At 72.3% G+C, this 19,005-nt stretch carries 18 protein-coding genes; 7 read left to right on the plus strand and 11 right to left on the minus strand.

The window, feature by feature from the left end:
* Positions 1-38 precede the first annotated feature (38 nt).
* Genes AMK26_RS08735 through afsQ1 form a run of 3 tightly spaced genes read right to left on the minus strand, consistent with a single transcriptional unit; the run spans position 39 to position 2,810 of the window.
* A complete protein-coding gene (locus AMK26_RS08735; protein WP_073753835.1) occupies positions 39-656 on the minus strand; it encodes a hypothetical protein in 618 nt (205 codons plus the stop codon).
* Complete coding sequence (locus AMK26_RS08740; RefSeq protein WP_241837836.1) at positions 640-2,136, minus strand: sensor histidine kinase; 1,497 nt, start codon at positions 2,134-2,136, stop codon at positions 640-642. Before AMK26_RS08740 ends, AMK26_RS08735 begins: the two co-directional genes overlap by 17 nt.
* A complete protein-coding gene (gene afsQ1 / locus AMK26_RS08745) occupies positions 2,133-2,810 on the minus strand; it encodes a two-component system response regulator AfsQ1 (RefSeq protein WP_179166385.1) in 678 nt (225 codons plus the stop codon). The genes AMK26_RS08740 and afsQ1 overlap by 4 nt, the downstream gene beginning before the upstream one ends.
* Before the next feature lie 149 nt (positions 2,811-2,959).
* On the opposite strand from afsQ1, the gene AMK26_RS08750 reads away from it, so the two are divergent.
* Positions 2,960-3,697: a SigE family RNA polymerase sigma factor gene (locus tag AMK26_RS08750; protein WP_073753841.1), complete on the plus strand. Its 738-nt coding sequence runs from the start codon at positions 2,960-2,962 to the stop codon at positions 3,695-3,697.
* A 206-nt stretch (positions 3,698-3,903) separates the two neighbouring features.
* Here AMK26_RS08750 and AMK26_RS08755 read toward each other — a convergent pair whose 3' ends face one another.
* Positions 3,904-4,626, minus strand: coding sequence for a uridine kinase family protein (locus AMK26_RS08755; protein ID WP_073753842.1), 723 nt, complete (start codon positions 4,624-4,626; stop codon positions 3,904-3,906).
* A gap of 54 nt (positions 4,627-4,680) precedes the next feature.
* On the opposite strand from AMK26_RS08755, the gene AMK26_RS08760 reads away from it, so the two are divergent.
* Positions 4,681-5,043 (plus strand): hypothetical protein, encoded by a 363-nt coding sequence (locus AMK26_RS08760; protein ID WP_073753844.1) that lies wholly within the window; start codon positions 4,681-4,683, stop codon positions 5,041-5,043.
* A gap of 72 nt (positions 5,044-5,115) precedes the next feature.
* On the opposite strand, the gene AMK26_RS08765 is transcribed toward AMK26_RS08760, so the two are convergent.
* Genes AMK26_RS08765 through deoC form a run of 3 tightly spaced genes read right to left on the minus strand, consistent with a single transcriptional unit; the run spans position 5,116 to position 8,406 of the window.
* Complete coding sequence (locus AMK26_RS08765; RefSeq protein WP_073753846.1) at positions 5,116-6,018, minus strand: aldehyde dehydrogenase family protein; 903 nt, start codon at positions 6,016-6,018, stop codon at positions 5,116-5,118.
* Positions 6,011-7,444 carry an aldehyde dehydrogenase family protein gene (locus AMK26_RS08770; protein WP_073753848.1) on the minus strand — a complete coding sequence of 478 codons (1,434 nt, stop codon included), beginning with the start codon at positions 7,442-7,444 and terminating at the stop codon, positions 6,011-6,013. The genes AMK26_RS08765 and AMK26_RS08770 overlap by 8 nt, the downstream gene beginning before the upstream one ends.
* A gap of 5 nt (positions 7,445-7,449) precedes the next feature.
* Entirely contained in the window at positions 7,450-8,406 is a 957-nt protein-coding gene (gene deoC, locus AMK26_RS08775) for a deoxyribose-phosphate aldolase (protein ID WP_073754731.1), read from the minus strand.
* A gap of 248 nt (positions 8,407-8,654) precedes the next feature.
* Between deoC and AMK26_RS08780 the strand changes: the two genes are divergently transcribed.
* The 3 genes from AMK26_RS08780 (at position 8,655) to AMK26_RS08790 (ending at position 11,238) form a co-directional block, all read left to right on the plus strand.
* Complete coding sequence (locus AMK26_RS08780; RefSeq protein WP_073753850.1) at positions 8,655-9,902, plus strand: hypothetical protein; 1,248 nt, start codon at positions 8,655-8,657, stop codon at positions 9,900-9,902.
* 115 nt (positions 9,903-10,017) lie between these two features.
* The gene (locus AMK26_RS08785) at positions 10,018-10,617 is read left to right on the plus strand and encodes a class F sortase (RefSeq protein WP_073753852.1); all 600 of its coding nucleotides are present in this window, start codon (positions 10,018-10,020) and stop codon (positions 10,615-10,617) included.
* 30 nt (positions 10,618-10,647) lie between these two features.
* Positions 10,648-11,238 carry a PH domain-containing protein gene (locus AMK26_RS08790; protein WP_073753854.1) on the plus strand — a complete coding sequence of 197 codons (591 nt, stop codon included), beginning with the start codon at positions 10,648-10,650 and terminating at the stop codon, positions 11,236-11,238.
* 17 nt (positions 11,239-11,255) lie between these two features.
* Here the strand turns inward: AMK26_RS08790 and AMK26_RS08795 are convergent, their stop codons facing one another.
* The 4 genes from AMK26_RS08795 to AMK26_RS08810 all read right to left on the minus strand — a co-directional run bounded on the left by AMK26_RS08795 (position 11,256) and on the right by AMK26_RS08810 (position 16,210).
* A complete protein-coding gene (locus AMK26_RS08795; RefSeq protein ID WP_073753856.1) occupies positions 11,256-12,455 on the minus strand; it encodes a hypothetical protein in 1,200 nt (399 codons plus the stop codon).
* Positions 12,456-12,575: 120 nt separating this feature from the next.
* Positions 12,576-14,234 carry a phospho-sugar mutase gene (locus AMK26_RS08800; protein ID WP_073753858.1) on the minus strand — a complete coding sequence of 553 codons (1,659 nt, stop codon included), beginning with the start codon at positions 14,232-14,234 and terminating at the stop codon, positions 12,576-12,578.
* 533 nt (positions 14,235-14,767) lie between these two features.
* Positions 14,768-15,592: a purine-nucleoside phosphorylase gene (locus tag AMK26_RS08805; RefSeq protein WP_073753860.1), complete on the minus strand. Its 825-nt coding sequence runs from the start codon at positions 15,590-15,592 to the stop codon at positions 14,768-14,770.
* 180 nt (positions 15,593-15,772) lie between these two features.
* Positions 15,773-16,210, minus strand: coding sequence for a gamma-glutamylcyclotransferase (locus AMK26_RS08810; RefSeq protein WP_073753862.1), 438 nt, complete (start codon positions 16,208-16,210; stop codon positions 15,773-15,775).
* A 139-nt stretch (positions 16,211-16,349) separates the two neighbouring features.
* On the opposite strand from AMK26_RS08810, the gene AMK26_RS08815 reads away from it, so the two are divergent.
* Positions 16,350-17,789 (plus strand): NAD(P)H-quinone dehydrogenase, encoded by a 1,440-nt coding sequence (locus AMK26_RS08815; protein WP_073753864.1) that lies wholly within the window; start codon positions 16,350-16,352, stop codon positions 17,787-17,789.
* 177 nt (positions 17,790-17,966) lie between these two features.
* Entirely contained in the window at positions 17,967-18,938 is a 972-nt protein-coding gene (locus tag AMK26_RS08820; RefSeq protein ID WP_073753866.1) for a DeoR/GlpR family DNA-binding transcription regulator, read from the plus strand.
* Positions 18,939-19,005 lie beyond the last annotated feature (67 nt).

Genomic DNA, 19,005 nt, shown 5'->3' on the forward strand with positions numbered 1-19,005 from the left:
ATCGGTTCCGCTCCCATCCGCCGGGTCCGGCCGGCCGGTCAGGACGACGGGCGGGTCGGAGGCGCCGAGTCCGGGCGTTCCCTGAGCTGGGCCGTGCACGCGTAGCGGCGGGCCGGGTAGGGGCCCGGGCCGCCGAGGTGGGCGGTGCCGCCGTCGGCGGTCGCGCCGTTCTCCGCGTACGTGCACACGATCTGCGACAGCGCCGCCGCGGGCAGGTCCTCGGGCTGGCGGCTCAGCCGCAGCGCGCCCTCCGGGTCGTCCGCACGCGCCGCCGACACGGTCAGCGGCCCCTCGACGGAGGTGGTGAACCCCGCCTCCCGCTCACCCGGCGACGGCTCCGCGAGGAGCTGGTTCAGCAGCGCCTGGGCCGTCGCCACCCGGCTGCCCTGCGGGTTCTTGTCGTCGGTCTGCGGAACCGTACGGTCCACCGCCTCCAGACCCGACGCGCACACCAGGTACACCCGGACCGGCACCGACTGCGCCTGCGAGCGCGACGCGACGTCCTCGCCCGACACGCTGCACGGCAGCCGCGACGGCGCGGCGCCCGCGTCGACCGGCACCGACGTCGTACGGATCCCGCAGCCGGAGGCGACGGCGGCGACCACGGCGACCCCCACGAGCGCGACGGCGCCCCGCCGCTCACGCACCACCCTCATCACCGCCACCCTCCTGCTGCTCTTCCGGCGCCGTATCCGTACGCGACGCGTCACGCGGCAGCCGCAGCACGAACACCGCCCCGTCTCCGTCCGGCGAGTTGGCCGCCGTGATGTCACCGCCGTGGATCAGGGCGTTCTCCATCGCGATCGACAGACCGAGACCACTGCCCTCCGAACGCGGCCGCGACGCGCTCGCCTTGTAGAACCGGTCGAACACATGCGGCAGTACGTCCTCGGGGATGCCAGGCCCGTGGTCGCGCACCTCGATGACCAGGTCGTCGCCCTCCGTCCGCACCGCGACGCGCACCGGCGAGCCGCCGTGCTTGAGCGCGTTGCCGATCAGGTTCGCCAGGATCACGTCGAGGCGACGCGGATCGAGCCGCGCCATGATCCCGCGCTCGGCGTCCAGCTCCACCGCGTCCAGCCAGGCGCGCGCGTCGATGCACGCCGTGACCTGGTCGGCGACGTCGACGTCGTCCAGGACGAGCCGCGCCGTACCCGCGTCGAAGCGGGTGACCTCCATCAGGTTCTCGACCAGCGTGTTCAGCCGCCGCGTCTCACTGACCACCAGCTTGACGGCCGGCGCGATCATCGGGTCGAGAGCGTCCTCTTCCTCCTCCAGCACCTCCGTCACGGCGGTCAGCGCGGTCAGCGGCGTACGCAGCTCGTGCGACATGTCCGCGACGAAGCGACGACTCGACTCCTCCCGCGCGCTCATGTCCGCGACCTTCTTCTGCAGGCTCTCCGCCGCGCTGTTGAACGTCCGGGACAGCTCCGCCAGTTCGTCCGTCCCCGTCACGCGCAGCCGGGTGTCCAGCTCGCCCTCGCCCAGCCGCCGCGCCGCCTCCCCGAGCCGGTGCACCGGCTTCAGCACGGTCGTCGCCGCCGCCTGCGCGAGCAGCGCCGAACCGATCAGCGCCAGCGCGGTCGCGATCCCCAGCGACCAGGCGAGCGAGTTCAGGTCCTGCCGCTCCGGCTCCAGCGACTTGAGCATGTACCCGGTCGGCCCGCCACCCACGATCCGCGTACCGCCCACCAGGTACGGCGTGCCGTCGCGCGTCGTACGCTGCCAGAAGAGGTGGTACGGGTACTCGTTGCCGTCCGCCACCTCCTGCCGCTCGTTCACCGCGGCCCGCAGCGCCTCCGGCACGTCGTCCATGGTGAACCGGTCGGGATCCGACACCCCCACGATCGGCTTGCCCTTGGCCCGCTCGCCCAGCAGCACCACGCCGTACCCGACACCGCCGGCCGACATCTCCTCGGCCGTCCGCCGCAGCTCCTCCTCCGTCGGCTGCAACGGCAGCGTGGCGGCACGCCGCTGCATCTCCTGACGGAAGTTGTTCAGCGCCGAGTCCTGCGCACGCTTCAGCACCGCCTCACGGTTGAGCCAGTACGCGATCCCCGACGCGGACGCGGCGGCGGTCAGCGCGACGAGAGCGAAGACGACGACGAGGCGCAGCCGCAGACTCGTCCTTCTCACGCAGGCACGTCCAGCCGGTAGCCCACACCACGGACCGTACGGATCAGGGTCGGCGAGGACGGCACGTCCTCCACCTTCGCCCGCAGCCGCTGGACGCACGCGTCCACCAGCCGCGAGTCGCCCAGGTAGTCGTGCTCCCACACCAGCCGCAGCAACTGCTGCCGCGACAGCGCCTGGCCCGGCCGGCGGGACAGCTCCAGCAGCAGCCGCAGCTCCGTCGGCGTCAGCTGGAGATCCTCACCGTTCTTCGTCACGGTCATCGCCGACCGGTCGATCACCAGCGACCCGAACGTCGCCGAGTCCGTCGACTCCCGCTCGCCGCGCCGCAGCACCGCCCGGATCCGCGCGTCCAGCACCCGGCCCTGCACCGGCTTGACGACATAGTCGTCCGCGCCGGACTCCAGGCCCACGACCACATCGATGTCGTCGCTGCGGGCGGTCAGCAGGATGATCGGCAACTGGTCGGTACGCCGGATGCGCCGGCACACCTCGAAACCGTCGATGCCGGGCAGCATCACGTCCAGCACGATCAGATCCGGCCGCTGCTCACGCAGCAGTTTCAGGCCGTCCTCGCCCGTCGCCGCGGTGGCCACTTTGTGGCCCTGGCGTGACAGCGAGAGTTCGAGGGCCGTGCGGATGGAATCGTCGTCCTCGATCAGCAACAGGAAAGGCACGCCGTCATTCTGTCCCATGGGGGCGGGACAGTTCGACCGCCGGGGGCTGTGACAGGTCTGTGACAGTCGGCGGACACCGCTATGAACTGGCCAGGGCAAGCTCTTTGGCACACGGACCGAAGCAGACTCCAACCGACGGGGGGCGCGAGATGAACGCACTGCACAGCACCACCTCAAGCGCAGTTGTCACGCGTCTCCACGACGTCACGCGGAGCACGGAGAGGTCCGGTACGGAGAAGTCCGGTGCCGTGAACGGGCGGGGGTGCGTTCGCGGTACCGGGCGTCAGCACAAGGCGCCGTACATGGTCGCCGTGTCTGACGGGGGAGCGGCGTACGGGGAGGACTCGGGGGAGCGGACGAACCTCACGGAGGCGGAGTTCACCGCCTACGTGCGGGAGCGCCGCGCCTCCCTGTACGCCACCGCCTACCACCTCACCGGCGACCGGTTCGAGGCCGAGGACCTGCTGCAGAGCGCGCTGTTCTCGACGTACCGAGCCTGGGACCGCATCAGCGACAAGGCGGCGGTCGGCGGCTACCTGCGCCGCACCATGACGAACCTGCACATCAGCGCCTGGCGGCGGCGGAAGATCGACGAGTACCCGACCGAGGAACTCCCCGAGTCCGCCGGCGACACCGACGCGATGCGCGGCACGGAACTGCGCGCGGTGCTCTGGCAGGCGCTCGCCCGGCTGCCCGAACTGCAGCGCACGATGCTGGTCCTGCGCTACTACGAGGGCCGTACGGATCCGGAGATCGCGGAGATCCTGGACATCAGTGTCGGCACGGTGAAGTCGAGCATCTGGCGCTCCCTGCGCCGGCTGCGCGAGGACGACGTCCTCAGCTTCGGCCGTGACGAGGAGGAGTCCTTCGGCCAGCTCGTGGCCTGAAGGCAGGGGGGCCGGCCGCGGTTTCGGGGGAGACGGCGGGCGGCGATCGGGGGACGGGGGGAACGGGGAAACGGGGGACGGGGGGATCACGGGGGACAACGGGGTACGGGGGAAAAAGCGCGGGGCCGGACAAGACGGGGGGTCTTGTCCGGCCCTCAGCTGTGTCCCGGGCGTTAGGTGTGTCCCGGGCCGTGTCCCCCGGGCCGTTACGCCGGTTCCGGGGCCCGCGTCGGGGCGGGGGCCGCCGGGGCGCGGTGGCGGCCGGCCGCGGCGGCGGCGAGGCGGCCCAGGGCCTCGGCCTTGTCGCAGGGGTGGGCGCCCAGAGCGGTCTGGCGGGTGACGATCGAGCGTTCCGTACGCATCAGGCGCCAGCCCCGGCGCAGCAGGACGGGCACCGACTTGCGGCCCTCGCGCAGGTCCCGCAGCAGCCGGCGGCGGAACGTGGTGGACGGGCGGCCGCGCAGGCACAGGGCGTCGGCCAGGACGCCGAGTTCCTGGCACCGCGCAACGATGTCCGCCGCGAAGATGCCCTCCGCCACGAACAGCGGCGTGCGCTCGATGTCGAGGACCTCCCGGCCGACGCGCGCGCTGGTGGCGATGTCGTACACGGGAACGGTCGTACGTCCGGTGGCGCACAGCTCCACGATGGTGGCCACGGCCGCGTCCGCGTCCCAGGACAGCGGGGAGTCCCAGTCGACGTCCGCGCTCCCCGGGACGAGCGGGAGCGTCGGGTCGTGGCCCTCCTTGTAGAAGTCGTCGAGGCGCAGCACGGGCAGGCCGGTGCGGGCCGCGAGGGAGGACTTGCCGGAGCCGGAGGGGCCCGCGAGCAGCACGACGCGGGTCGGGATCGGTTGGGAACTCACGGGACACCAGTCTGAACCATTGACCCGGTCGGGGGACCCCGTCAGGAGCCCGTTGGTATCGAGCATCACATCTCAAATACGGTGCGTACCCGATACGTTACGCAGGTGGCAGGAGCTTCCATGACACGTCATACCTTGCTGAAGGCCGGGCTGACCGTTTCGGCCCTGGGCGCCGCCCTCGGTGTCACGGGGGGCACGGCGCACGCCCTGGTGCAGCCACCACAGGTGCCGCAGTTGCCGAAGACGGACCCCCAGGCGGCCCTCCAGGCCACGATGGGCGCCGTGCCGCATGTGACGGGGGTGGCCAAGAACCTGAAGGTCAACCCGCTCGCGCAGACGGGGGTGGACCCGCTCAACAACGGGGTCGGTACGCAGGTCAGCGACTTCAAGCCGGTGGAGACGACCTCGGCGACCGGCTCCCTGACCAGCCTCCCGGCCGTGCCGGTGGCCGGGCCGGTGCTGGGCGGGGCCATTCCCGGCTGAGACCCAGGCGCACGAGAACGGCTCCGCTTCCCCCGGACGGAGGGGAGGCGGAGCCGTTCGGTACGAGTCGGCTCAGTAGGACGAGCCCGAGGCGCCCAGGGAGCCCGTGGGGTGCCAGACCGTCTTGGTCTCCAGGAACGCGGTCAGGCGGTGCGTGCCCGGGTCGGCGGTGAAGTCCTCGCCGTCCACAGCCTGGGGACGCAGGACGCGCTTGAGGTTGTCCGCGGCGGCGATCTCCAGCTCGCGGGCCAGCTCGGCGTCCGCGCCCGTCAGGTCGATGGCGTTGACGTCCTGGTGCGCGGCGAGCGGCGCCGCGATCTCGGCCGCCTTGCCGGACAGGACGTTGACGACACCGCCCGGCAGGTCCGAGGTGGCCAGCACCTCGCCCAGGGACAGCGCCGGGAGCGGGGCCTTCTCGGAGGCGACGACGACCGCCGTGTTGCCGGTGGCGATCACCGGGGCGACGACGGAGACCAGGCCGAGGAACGACGACTCGCGCGGGGCGACGATCGCGACGACGCCGGTCGGCTCGGGGGTGGACAGGTTGAAGTACGGGCCGGCGACCGGGTTCGCCCCGCCCACGACCTGCCCGATCTTGTCCGTCCAGCCCGCGTACCAGACCCAGCGGTCGATGGCCGCCTCGACGACCTCGGCCGCCTTCGACTTGGACAGGCCCTCCGCGTGCGCCACCTCGTGCACGAACTGGCCCTTGCGGCCCTCCAGCATCTCGGCGACCCGGTAGAGGATCTGGCCCCGGTTGTACGCCGTCGCGCCCGACCAGCCGCCGAACGCCTTGCGCGCCGCGACGACCGCGTCCCGCGCGTCCTTGCGGGAGGAGAGCGGCGCGTTGGCCAGCCACTTGCCCTTGTGGTCCTGCACTTCGTACACCCGGCCGCTCTCGCTGCGGGGGAACTTGCCCCCGACGTACAGCTTGTAGGTCTTGAAGACGCTCAGACGGTCATTGTGCTCAGACATCGAGGTACGCCTCCAGGCCGTGGCGGCCGCCCTCGCGGCCGAAGCCCGACTCCTTGTAGCCGCCGAAGGGCGAGGTCGGGTCGAACTTGTTGAACGTGTTGGCCCAGACGACGCCCGCGCGGAGCTTGTTCGCCACCGCGAGGATGCGGGAGCCCTTCTCCGTCCAGATGCCGGCGGACAGGCCGTACTGGCTGTTGTTGGCCTTGGCGACGGCCTCGTCCGGGGTACGGAACGTCAGCACCGACAGGACCGGGCCGAAGATCTCGTCGCGGGCGATGGTGTGCGCCTGCGTGACGCCCGTGAAGAGCGTCGGGGCGAACCAGAAACCGGAGGTCGGGATCTCGCAGGCCGGGGACCAGCGCTCGGCGCCCTCCGCCTCGCCCGTCTCGGCCAGAGCCTTGATCCGGGCCAGCTGCTCGGCGGAGTTGATCGCGCCGATGTCGGTGTTCTTGTCCAGCGGGTCGCCGAGGCGGAGCGTCGACAGGCGGCGCTTGAGGGCGTCCAGCAGCTCGTCCTGGATGGACTCCTGGACCAGCAGGCGCGAGCCCGCGCAGCAGACCTGGCCCTGGTTGAAGAAGATGCCGGTGACGATGCCCTCGACGGCCTGGTCGATGGGGGCGTCGTCGAAGACGATGTTGGCGCCCTTGCCGCCCAGCTCCAGGGTGAGCTTCTTCTTCGTGCCCGCCACCTGGCGGGCGATGGCCTTGCCGACAGCGGTGGAGCCGGTGAAGGCGACCTTGTTCACGTCCGGGTGCTCGACGAGCGCGGCGCCGGCGTCCCCGTAACCCGGAAGGATGTTGACGACACCCTTCGGCAGGCCCGCCTGGCGGCAGATGTCCGCGAAGAACAAGGCGGACAGCGGGGTCGTCTCGGCGGGCTTGAGCACCACCGTGTTGCCGGTGGCGAGCGCCGGGGCGATCTTCCACGCGAGCATGAGCAGCGGGAAGTTCCAGGGGATGACCTGGCCGGCGACGCCGAGCGGGCGCGGGTTCGCGCCGTAGCCGGCGTGGTCGAGCTTGTCGGCCCAGCCCGCGTAGTAGAAGAAGTGCGCGGCGACCAGCGGGAGGTCCGCGTCGCGGGTCTCCCTGATCGGCTTTCCGTTGTCCAGGGTCTCCAGGACGGCCAGCTCACGGCTGCGCTCCTGGATGATCCGGGCGATCCGGAACAGGTACTTGGCGCGCTCGGCGCCCGGCAGCGCCGACCACTTCTCGAACGCCTTGCGGGCGGCCTTCACGGCCCGGTCCACGTCCTCGGCGCCGGCCTGGGCGACCTCGGAGAGCACCTCCTCGGAGGCGGGCGAGATGGTCTTGAAGACCTTGCCGTCCGCGGCCTCGGTGAACTCGCCGTCGATGAACAGGCCGTAGGACGGCGCGATGTCGACGACCGAGCGGGACTCGGGGGCGGGTGCGTACTCGAACTTGGTCATGGTGATCAGTCCACCGTCACGTAGTCGGGACCGGAGTAACGTCCGGTGGCCAGCTTCTGACGCTGCATCAGCAGGTCGTTGAGCAGGCTCGATGCGCCGAACCGGAACCAGTGGTTGTCCAGCCAGTCCTCGCCGACGGTCTCATTGACCAGGACCAGGAACTTGATGGCGTCCTTGGTGGTCCGGATGCCGCCCGCGGGCTTCACCCCGACCTGTACCCCGGTCTGGGCGCGGAAGTCGCGCACCGCCTCCAGCATGAGCAGGGTGTTCGCGGGGGTGGCGTTGACGCCGACCTTGCCGGTCGAGGTCTTGATGAAGTCCGCCCCGGCGATCATGCCGAGCCATGAGGCGCGGCGGATGTTGTCGTAGGTGGACAGCTCGCCGGTCTCGAAGATGACCTTCAGGCGGGCGGCGCCCGAGGCCTCCTTCACGGCGACGATCTCCTCGTACACCTTCAGGTAGTCGCCCGCGAGGAACGCCCCGCGGTCGATCACCATGTCGATCTCGTCCGCCCCGGCGGCGACGGCGTCACGCGTGTCCGCGAGCTTGACGTCGAGGGCGGCGCGGCCGGCCGGGAAGGCGGTCGCCACGGAGGCGACCTTCACGTCCGTACCGGTCAGGACCGCCTTGGCGTGGGCCACCATGTCGGGGTAGACGCAGACCGCGGCGGTGCGCGGGGTGGTCCGGTCGGTCGGGTCGGGGTTGACGGCCTTGGCGGCGAGCGCCCGGACCTTGCCCGGGGTGTCCGCGCCTTCGAGCGTCGTCAGGTCGATCATCGAGATGGCCAGGTCGATGGCGTACGCCTTGGCCGTGGTCTTGATCGAACGGGTGCCGAGAGACGCTGCGCGCGCTTCGAGGCCGACGGCGTCGACGCCGGGCAGCCCGTGGAGGAAGCGGCGCAGTGTGCTGCCGGACGCGGTCACGTCAGCGAATGCGGGTGCTGTGGTGGTGGGCATGGTCACCACTTGAGCATATCTACGCGCGTAGCGGCCTGTACAGCCCCGGAGTGGAGGGTTGTGGAAAAGCGCTGGTGGTCACGGGTGCCGTGAGCTCTGTCACGCGCCTGTGACAGGGAGCGGACACCCCCCACACACAAGATCCATAACTTTGTTCACGCAGCCCGCCAGAACTCACCGGCCCCACCCGAACGAGCAGGCGGCATGCGGCTCTTCCTTCCTCATCCACTCTTCTTCAGCTTCACGGAGTCGTCATGCGTTTCGCCCTTCGCACCGCCATCGCCACCGCCGTCCTCGCCGGTGCCGCCCTCACCCCCGTGGCCGCGGCCACCACCGCCTTCGCCGCCGAGGGCACCCGGCCGGCGACCGCCGCCGACGCGAAGCCCGCTGCCTCGGACGCGGCCGGGGCCGCCACGGCCGTCACGCCGGACACGAAGCCCGCTGCCCCGGCCGACAAGCCCGCCGGCCCGGACGCCAAGCCGGCAGCGGGGAACAAGGGCGAGCGTGAGCCGGTCAAGACCGTGCAGCTCGTGGAGGGCATGTCCGCGCAGGTCTTCACGGTCGACGGCGCGTTCGAGGCCGACGTCCACAAGGGCGGCAAGACGCTGTTCACCCTCAAGGAGGGCGAGAAGCGGACGTACAACCGCGTCGAGGTGTACCTCAAGGCCGACGGCCGGGTGATCTCCCGCCAGGTCGACGAGGACATGGGCGCGCTGATCCGTACGGGCACCCTGAAGAACGGCACGTACGTCAAGATCTACCAGGTCAGCACGTACCACCACCGCGCTGACGCCTTCATCGACGGTGAGTCGCTCGGTGTCCTGGACGCCAACGGCCGCTCGGTGGCCAGCCAGAACGACGTCCAGTACTTCGTCCTCAACGCGGACGGTTCGACGTACAACTGGCTCGGTCTCGAGAACGTCGTGACGGGCGCCAAGCCGGGTGTGTACAAGCTGCCCAACGGTCAGCTCATCAAGATCACCTACGCGGAGGGGCGCTACGCGGTCTCCTCGTGCGACAGCGACGGCTGCCCGAGGGGCGTTCTCTTCGTCGACGACACGGGCCGCGTCGTCTCGCGTACGGGCTCGGCCGTCGTCGTTCTCGACCGGAACGGCACCTTCTCCCACTACATCATCGGCGCCGCCACCCAGAGCGCCGCCGTCTACGTCGGTGCCGACGTCCCGGGCACGGGCACGGACAAGGGCACGGACAAGGGCACGGACAAGGGCACGGGCACGGGCACGGGCACGGACAAGGGCGGCGACAAGGCCACGCCCACCGCCACCGCGACCCCCACCGCGACCCCCGCCGCCACCACCGCGCAGGGCACCATCTCGCAGACGTCCGTCGTACCCAAGGGCGGCGTCGCCGCCGGTGCCGAGACGGCCGGCGAGAGCGACCACACCCTGCTGATCGCCTCCGGCGCGGGCGCCGCCGCGCTCTCCGCCGCCGGTCTGGGCTTCGTCGCCATGCGCCGCCGCCAGGCCGCCGACCGCGGCTGATCACCCTCTCTGTCCCGTGACCTGATCCCCTGACCCGAGCAGGCCACTTCCACCCCAGGCGGGCCGCCGCGCACACCCCCGCGGCGGCCCGCCGCCCACGTACCCAGGAGCCTCCGTGAAGCACCGGCTCGCCGTCGTGCTCATCGCCCTCGCCGGCGCGGCCGGCTGCGGCGCCCCGGCGGACAGCCCCGACGCCACGCCGCCCGCCCACGTCAAGCCCGCCACCGCCCCTCCCAAGGCGGGCGCCGAGGCCGCCGCCCCCATGGCCCGGTCCAAGCCCGTACGGGTCGAGATCCCCGCCGCGGGCGTCGACACCGGACCCGTGCTCGACCTCGGTCTCGCCGCCGACGGCACCGTCGAGGTGCCGTCCGTCGCCGACGCCGACAAGATCGGCTGGTACGACAAGGGCGTCACCCCCGGCGAGACGGGCCCGGCCGTACTGATCGGCCACTTCGACACCGCCGACGGCCCCGCCGTACTGAAGGACGTCGCCAAGGTGCGTACCGGCGACGAGATCAGCGTCCGGCGCGCCGACGGCACCACAGCCGTCTTCCGCGTACGCGAACTGGAACAGGTCGACAAGAACGCCTTCCCGACGCGGAAGGTCTACGGCGACACCGCCCGCCCCGAGCTGCGCCTGATCACCTGCGGGGGCGAACTGGTGGACGGCCACCGGCCCGACAACATCATCCTGTACGCCGATCTCGTCGCGTGAGTCCACCGCCCGTGAGGCAGAATCGGCCGTATGACGACCCCCCAGGAGCCCCAGTACGCCGACCGGTCCTACCGCTCGACCGCCGGGATCGTGGGCGGTCTGCTGCTGCTCGGCTTCGCCGCCTGGATCGGCGGTGACGCCCTGCTCACGGGCGACGGCCGGGTGCGCCTGCTCGCCGTCGCGGCACTGCTGCTCGTGGTGCCGCTGATCGTCGCCTTCACCTTCCGGCCCGTGGTGTACGCGGGCGCCGACCGGATGCGCGTACGGAACCCCTTCCGGACCATCGACCTGCCGTGGGCGGCGGTCGCGGACGTGCGGGCCGGGTACTCCAGCGAGGTCCTCACCCGGGACGGTACGAAGTACCAGCTGTGGTCGGTGCCCGTCTCGCTGCGCGAGCGGAAGAAGGCGGCACGGAGGCAGGACCGGGGCGTGCCGAGCGACGACGCTCAGGCGGGCAGGACCGCCGGGGCCGACCAGACCGTCGCCGACCTGCGCGAGCTGGCCGAGCGGTGCGCTTCACGGCCCACCGCGCAGGGCGACCCGCACATCCGGTGGGCGTACGAGATCATCGCCCCGGTGCTCGCGGGACTGGTCCTGCTCGTGGTCCTCGCTGTGGTCTGAGCGCCACGGCGGTCCCCTCAGGGCGGCCCCGGCCACACCAGGAGCATGTACGCGCCCAGCCACGCCGACGACAGCACCGCCGCGCCCACCGCCAGCCCCGCCACCACCGGCCGCGCCCGGCTCACCGCCACGGCGAGCGGCAGCAGCAGCGGGAAGCCGGGCAGCAGGAAGCGGGCGCGCGGGAAGTACACCCCGCCGCTGCCCAGGACCACCAGGAGCAGCGCCCCGCAGAAGACCAGGAGCGGCAGCGGCTGCCGGTCGGCCAGGCACAGCACGTACAGCGCCACCGACGCCACCAGCACCGCCGAGACGGCCACCAGGAACAGCTGGGGCGTCCGGTCGTACGCCAGCAGCTCGCGCATCCAGCGGAGGGTGCCCGCCCCGCCGTCCCACGCGTTGCGCCACAGCCGCTGCACCGCGAAGTACCCGTCCCAGCGGCCCACCCGGGCGCCCACCCAGGCCACGTACCCCAGCCAGCCCAGCGGGGCGGTCAGCGCGGCGGCGAACGGGCGCCACGCGCGCGTGCGGGCCGCCGCGACCAGACCGGTCACCGTCACGGCGGCCGCGAGGGCGATCCCGGTGGGGCGCGTCAGCCCGGCGAGCACGGTGAGGGCGGCCGCCGCGTACCAGCGGCCGGTCAGCACGGCGTACAGCGCCCACGCTGCCAGGGCCGTGAACAGCGACTCCGTGTAGCCCATCCACTGCACGATCCCGACCGGCAGCGCACCCCACAGGACGGCCAGTACGGTGCCGGCGCGGCGCCCGTGGAGGCGGTCACCGACCGCGAAGACGCCCCAGGCTGCGACCAGCGAGAAGGCGACCGCCAGGACCAGCGCGACCGACGCGCGGGAGCCGGGCGTGACGCCCGCGACCGCCTTGATCAGCACCGGGTAGAGCGGGAAGAACGCCAGGTTGTTGGAGTCCATCCGGGTGCCGAGGGAGTCCTGGTACCCGTGGTCGGCGATGCCCAGGTACCAGTCCGAGTCCCACGACGTGGCCAGCGTCGGCCAGACCCCGTGCTGCTTGAGGCGCGCCCAGCGGGCCAGCACCAGCAGCCCGAACAGCCGGACCGCCAGGTATCCGAGCAGCGCGGGCGCGGCGTACCGCGCGTACCGCAGCGAGCGGGCGGTCCGCTCCCGTACGCCCCCGCCCGCCGGCGACGGAGGCCGGCGCGACGCGGGGACGGTCGGGCGCGGGGTGATCACCGACGGCGGCACGGTGGCGCTCCAGGGGCTCGGCTGCGGTACCGGTGACCCTGCTCGGTGGGCCGGGGTGCGTACCGGGCCCCTGCGTCAAGTGCCGTACGGGATTCACCCGTACGGGGTCTGCCGGTGCGATCAGATGCCGGCGGCCGCCGCCAGGTCCCGCTTGATCGCGGCCAGGATCTCGTCGCCCTTCGCCCGCGCGTCGGCCAGCTCACTGGCGTGGCCGACCGGGACGACGACCTCCAGGTAGCACTTCAGCTTCGGCTCGGTGCCGCTGGGGCGGACGATGACGCGGGCCTTGAAGGCACCGTCCAGGTAGTACCGCAGACCGTCCGTGGGCGGCAGCTTGTCCGTGCCCTTGGTCAGGTCCTCGGCGGACGTCACGGTCAGCCCGGCGAGCGCGGTCGGCGGCTGCTCCCGCAGCCGGCGCATGGCGTCGGCGATGACGCTCAGGTCCTCCACGCGGACGGACAGCTGGTCCGTGGCGTGCAGCCCGTGCGCGAGGGCGAGGTCGTCCAGCAGGTCGGAGAGGGTACGGCCCTGCTCCTTCAGCTCCGAGGCCAGCTCGGCCACCAGCAGCGCGGCCGTGATGCCGTCCTTGTCGCGTACGCCGCCGGGGTCGACGCAGTAGCCGAGCGCCTCCTCGTAGCCGTAGGCCAGGCCCTCCACGCGGGCGATCCACTTGAAGCCGGTCAGGGTCTCCTCGTACGGCAGTCCGGCCGCCTCGGCGATCCGGCCCAGGAGGCTGGACGACACGATCGACTCGGCGAAGGTGCCGGTGGCGCCCTTGTGGACCAGGTGGGCGGCGAGCAGCGCGCCGACCTCGTCGCCGCGCAGCATGCGCCAGTCGTCCTGGTGCGGGACGGCGACGGCGCAGCGGTCGGCGTCCGGGTCGTTGGCGATGACGATGTCCGGCTGCACCTCGCGGGCCTTGGCGAACGCCAGGTCCATCGCGCCGGGCTCCTCGGGGTTCGGGAACGCGACGGTCGGGAACGCCGGATCCGGCTCGGCCTGCTCGGCCACGAGCGCCGGCGCGGGGAAGCCGGCCCGCTCCCAGGCCGCGAGGACGACGTCCTTGCCGACGCCGTGCATGGCCGTGTAGACGACGTTCGCGGTACGGGGGGACCCGGGGGTCAGGACGGCGTCCGTACGCGCCAGGTAGGCCTCCAGGACCTCGTCCCCGAGGGTCTCCCAGCCGTCCTCGGCGCGCGGCACGTCGTTCAGGCTCGTGATCGCGGTGATCTCGGCGGCGATGCCGGTGTCGGCGGGCGGCACGATCTGTGAGCCGTCGCCCAGGTAGACCTTGTAGCCGTTGTCGCGGGGAGGGTTGTGGCTGGCGGTCACCTCGACACCGGCGACGGCGCCCAGGTGCCTTATGGCGTACGCCAGGACGGGCGTGGGCAGCGGGCGCGGCAGGACGGCGGCGCGCAGCCCGGCGCCGACCATGACGGCGGCGGTGTCGCGGGCGAAGTCGGCGGACTTGTAGCGCGCGTCGTAGCCGATGACGACGAGGCCGCCGGTGTCGCCGTTGCTCTTGTGGCTCTTGTTGCTCTTGAGGTACGCCGCGAGCCCGGCGGCCGCCCGGATGACAACGGCCCGGTTCATCCGCATGGGCCCCGCCCCCAGCTCGCCGCGCAGCCCGGCCGTGCCGAACTGGAGTGTGCCGCTGAACCGGGCGGCGAGCTCGTCGAGGTCCTGGGCCTCGATGAGCTTGGCGAGCTCGTCGCGCGTCTCGGGGTCCGGGTCCTCGGCGAGCCACGCCTCCGCCTGCGCGATGAGGTTCTGCTGCACGGTGTCTGCCTCTCTGGATGTCGTACGACTGGTCTGCGCTACGGGTACCGGTACCCCGCCCGCCGGTCCCCGTCCCGGTACGCCTGCCCGCCCGGGCGGGGCGCCGTCGGGTCGCGGCGTCGCCCGCACCCGGGCGGGGCGCCGTCGGTCGCGCGGGACGGCCCGTCCGGGAGGGGTCCCGTCGGGTCCGCTCCGTGGGGCATGTCCTGGGCTCTCCTTCGCAAGCTCAGTCGTTTTACGCCCAGAACACGCCCCACTGCGCGTCCCCCTTCGGGGTGGGCACACGTCCCCCACGCTGTCCGGCCTCGCGGCGCGAAGTGCCGCGCCTGGGGGTGTGGGGGCCGTCAGGGGGCCCGGGGGCTTGCCCCCGGTTTCGGGAAGGGGCGGGGTGGGGGACAGAAGCCCTCGCGCCGGGGTGTGGGGGCGGAGGCCCCGCTACGGGGCGTCGGACCCCGCGTACACCCGACGTCCACCCCGCCAGGGGCCCCGGGGCGGAGCCCCGCCGGGAGTGTGGGGCGGCGGCCCCGGGTGGGTCAGAGGCGGGCCAGGACCCGGGTCAGGAGCTCGCCCATGCGCGCGGCGGAGTCGCGGCCCGCCTGGAGGACCTCCTCGTGGTTCAGCGGCTCGCCCGAGAGCCCCGCCGCGAGGTTGGTGACCAGGGAGATGCCCAGGACCTCCGCGCCCGCCTCACGGGCCGCGATGGCCTCGAGGACGGTCGACATGCCGACCAGGTCGCCACCGAGGACGCGGACCATGTTGATCTCGGCCGGGGTCTCGTAGTGCGGGCCGGGGAACTGGACGTACACGCCCTCTTCCAGCGTCTCGTCGACCTCCTTGCACAGCGCGCGCAGGCGCGGCGAGTACAGGTCGGTGAGGTCCACGAAGTTGGCGCCGACGATCGGCGAGGCGGCCGTCAGGTTGAGGTGGTCGCTGATCAGGACCGGCTGGCCGGGGCGCATGCCCTCGCGGAGGCCGCCGCAGCCGTTGGTCAGCACGACCGTCTTGCAGCCGGCGGCGACGGCGGTGCGCACACCGTGGGCGACGGCGGCGACGCCACGGCCCTCGTAGTAGTGCGTACGGCCGAGGAAGACCAGGGCGCGCTTGTCACCGATCGTGTACGAGCGGATCTTGCCGCCGTGGCCCTCGACGGCCGGCGGCGGGAAGCCGGGGAGCTCGGTGACCGGGAACTCGGCGTCGGGCGCGCCGAGCGCGTCGACGGCCGGCGCCCAGCCGGAGCCCATCACCAGGGCGACGTCGTGGGTCTCGGCGCCGGTCAGCTCGCGCAGGCGCGCGGCGGCGTCGGCGGCGGCGGCGTAGGGGTCGCCCTGGAGGTGGTCCGGGGTGGCAGTTGCGTTCACAGAGTCTCTCGCCTCGCGAAGTAACAGTCGCCCCGGGCCGCTCACGAGGACCGGGGGTCCGGGGGCCGGCCCCGGAAAAATGCAGTACGCACAAGAGCGTAGCCGGAGATTGCCTACGCGCGTAGATGACGATGCCCACGGAGCTCGGATCGTTGTCTTGTCGTTTCCGACAAGAGCACCTCAACAGGGACGCTTGCGCAGCTCCATCACGTAGTCGTGCGGGGCGCCCGCGGACTCGGCGGCGTCGGCGACCTCACCCAGGTAGCGGGCCGAGGGCAGGCCGCCCTCGTAGCCGTTGAGGACGTACACCCAGGCCGGTTCCTCGCCCTCCAGGGTGTGCACCCGCACCCGCATGCGCCGGTAGATGTCCAGGCCGACGCCCTCCCAGCGGTCCATGGAGTCCTCGTCCATGGGGGCGATGTCGTACAGCGCGACGAACACCTGGGAACGCGGCGCCTCCACGATCGTGGGCAGCGCGCCCTCCCAGCCCATCTGCTCGCCGCCGAACGTCAGCCGCCAGCCGTTGAGCCAGCCCGTGCCGCGCAGCGGGGAATGCGGGGCGCGGCGGGTCATCAGCCGCGCGTCGAGGTTGCCGGCGTACGCGGCGTAGAGCGACATGGGATCGAGGGTACGGGAGGGCCGGGGGTGAGCGCTGTTTCCCGATCGAGGGCCCCGGGCGGAAGCCGCCCGGGTCGTGCGGGACAATGGGGTACGTACTTGCATCCCTGCCGTGACGAGAGCGCGAGGCGTAACCCCAGTGACCCGGATCGTGATCATCGGTGGCGGACCCGGCGGATACGAGGCGGCCCTGGTGGGCGCCCAGCTCGGCGCGGAGGTGACCGTCGTCGACACCGACGGCCTCGGCGGAGCGTCCGTCCTGACCGACTGCGTACCCTCGAAGACCCTCATCGCCACGGCCGAGGTGATGACCAACTTCGACTCCTCCCACGAGGAGCTCGGCATCATCGTCGCGGACGACACCCCGCACATCGAGCAGGCCGCCCGGATCGTCGGCGTCGACCTCGGCAAGGTCAACCGGCGTGTGAAGCGGCTCGCCCTCGCCCAGTCGCACGACATCACCGCCTCCGTCACGCGTGCGGGCGCGCGCGTGCTGCGTGGCCGGGGCCGGCTCGACGGCCGCCAGGCGGTGGACGGCTCCCGCCAGGTGATCGTCACCGCCGCCGACGGCAGCGAGGAGACGCTCACCGCCGACGCCGTACTGATCGCGACCGGCGGCCACCCGCGCGAGATCCCCGACGCCCTGCCGGACGGCGAGCGCATCCTCAACTGGACGCAGGTGTACGACCTGGACGAGCTGCCCGAGGAGCTCATCGTGGTCGGCTCGGGTGTGACGGGTGCCGAATTCGCCGGCGCGTACCAGGCGCTGGGCTCCCGGGTCACGCTGGTCTCGTCGCGCGACCGCGTGCTGCCCGGCGAGGACCCGGACGCGGCGGCCGTCCTGGAGGACGTCTTCCGGCGCCGTGGCATGAACGTCATGGCCCGTTCCCGGGCCGCCTCCGCCAAGCGGGTGGGGGACCGGGTCGAGGTGACGCTGGCGGACGGGCGGGTCATCTCCGGGTCGCACTGCCTGATGGCCGTGGGTGCCGTCCCGAACACCGCCGGGATGGGGCTGGAGGAGGCCGGCGTACGGCTCAAGGACTCGGGCCACATCTGGACCGACCGGGTCTCGCGCACCTCGGCGCCCGGGGTGTACGCGGCCGGTGACGTCACCGGCGTCTTCGCGCTGGCGTCGGTCGCCGCCATGCAGGGCCGGATCGCGATGTACCACTTCCTCGGCGACACGGTGAACCCGCTGAACCTCAAGACCGTCTCCGCGAACGTCTTCACCGACCCCGAGATCGCCACGGTCGGTTACACCCAGGCCGACGTCGACGCCGGCAAGATCGACGCCAAGGTCGTCAAGCTGCCGCTGCTGCGCAACCCGCGCGCCAAGATGCAGGGCATCAGGGACGGCTTCGTCAAGATCTTCTGCCGGCCCGGAACGGGGATCGTGGTGGGCGGTGTCGTGGTCGCCCCGCGCGCCTCGGAGTTGATCCACCCGATCTCGATCGCCGTCGACAACAACCTGACGGTCGAACAGATCGCAAACGCCTTCACCGTGTACCCGTCCCTGTCGGGCTCGATCGCCGAGGTGGCACGACAGTTGCACACCCGGAAGACCAGCGCCGAGGCGTAGCTCCGCAGAGCTGAGGGACAACACCCGGCAACCCCCGGCAAGTCGGGACATCGATCGGTCAAGGAACGTTCCCGGACGGGCCCGCCTATACCACTTGGCGGGCCCGTCTGTTCGCAACTTCGCGTAATAGGCCCATACCGCTGCAAAGAAACGGTCGCTGGGGTTACTGTCAGTTTCGTGTTCGCTGCAGAACGTCGTCAGTTGATCCTTGAAATGGTGCGCGCCAACGGGGCGGTATCGCTCCGGGAGCTCGCCCGCGTCGTCCAGACCTCCGAAGTGACCGTACGGCGTGACGTGCGGGCACTGGAGGCAGAAGGACTCCTCGACCGCCGGCACGGCGGTGCGGTGCTGCCGGGCGGTTTTACGCGAGAGTCCGGCTTCCCGCAGAAATCCCATCTCGCGACCGCCGAGAAGACGGCCATCGCCGACGTGGCCGCCGGGCTCGTCGAAGAGGGCGAGGCCATCGTGGTCGGCGCGGGGACGACCACCCAGGAGCTGGCCCGCCGGCTCGCCCGCGTACCCGGGCTGACCGTCGTCACCAACTCGCTGCTCGTCGCCCAGGCGCTGGCCCACGCCAACCGGGTGGAGGTCGTCATGACCGGCGGCACCCTGCGCGGCTCCAACTACGCGCTGGTGGGCAGCGGGGCCGAGCAGTCCCTCCAGGGGCTGAGAGTCTCGCGGGCGTTCCTGTCCGGGAGCGGGCTCACCGCCGAACGGGGCCTGTCCACGTCCAACATGCTGTCGGCGAGCGTCGACCGGGCGCTGGTCCAGGCGGCGGCGGAGGTGGTCGTGCTGGCCGACCACACCAAGCTCGGTACGGACACGATGTTCCAGACCGTGCCGACGGACGTGATCACCCGGCTGGTCACCGACGAGCCGCCCGTCCACGACGACCGGGCGGGCACCGAGCTGCAGGCGCTGGCCGACCAGGGCGTCCAGGTCACCGTGGCCGGCCCGGCGCCCGGCGCGTCCGGCGCGTCCGGCGCGGAGGGCGCCCCGCCACCGGGCCGGCAGGCCCGCCGGGACGTCCCCCTGCCGGGCCAGCGCGGCCGCCACCCGGGCGGCCCGCAACTGCGCAGCGCCTCCCTCCCGGCGGACGGCCAGCCCCCGGAGCGCAGCGCACGGGTGGCCGACCTCCGCCGCCGCTGAGCGCGCCCCTCGGGGGCGGGCCGACGCGCGTGCGAACGTGCCCGTGCCGGGAGTCGCCGGCCTGAAG

Source organism: Streptomyces sp. CB03234 (assembly GCF_001905885.1).
GTDB lineage: Bacteria > Actinomycetota > Actinomycetes > Streptomycetales > Streptomycetaceae > Streptomyces.

Excerpts from the sequence above, each read along its gene's own strand:
- AMK26_RS08735 (WP_073753835.1), bottom strand. The coding sequence starts at position 656 with ATGAGGGTGGTGCGTGAGCGGCGGGGCGCCGTCGCGCTCGTGGGGGTC.
- AMK26_RS08750 (WP_073753841.1), top strand. The coding sequence starts at position 2,960 with ATGAACGCACTGCACAGCACCACCTCAAGCGCAGTTGTCACGCGTCTC.
- AMK26_RS08755 (WP_073753842.1), bottom strand. The coding sequence starts at position 4,626 with ATGCTCGATACCAACGGGCTCCTGACGGGGTCCCCCGACCGGGTCAAT.
- AMK26_RS08760 (WP_073753844.1), top strand. The coding sequence starts at position 4,681 with ATGACACGTCATACCTTGCTGAAGGCCGGGCTGACCGTTTCGGCCCTG.
- AMK26_RS08765 (WP_073753846.1), bottom strand. The coding sequence starts at position 6,018 with ATGTCTGAGCACAATGACCGTCTGAGCGTCTTCAAGACCTACAAGCTG.
- AMK26_RS08770 (WP_073753848.1), bottom strand. The coding sequence starts at position 7,444 with ATGACCAAGTTCGAGTACGCACCCGCCCCCGAGTCCCGCTCGGTCGTC.
- AMK26_RS08780 (WP_073753850.1), top strand. The coding sequence starts at position 8,655 with ATGCGTTTCGCCCTTCGCACCGCCATCGCCACCGCCGTCCTCGCCGGT.
- AMK26_RS08790 (WP_073753854.1), top strand. The coding sequence starts at position 10,648 with ATGACGACCCCCCAGGAGCCCCAGTACGCCGACCGGTCCTACCGCTCG.
- AMK26_RS08810 (WP_073753862.1), bottom strand. The coding sequence starts at position 16,210 with ATGTCGCTCTACGCCGCGTACGCCGGCAACCTCGACGCGCGGCTGATG.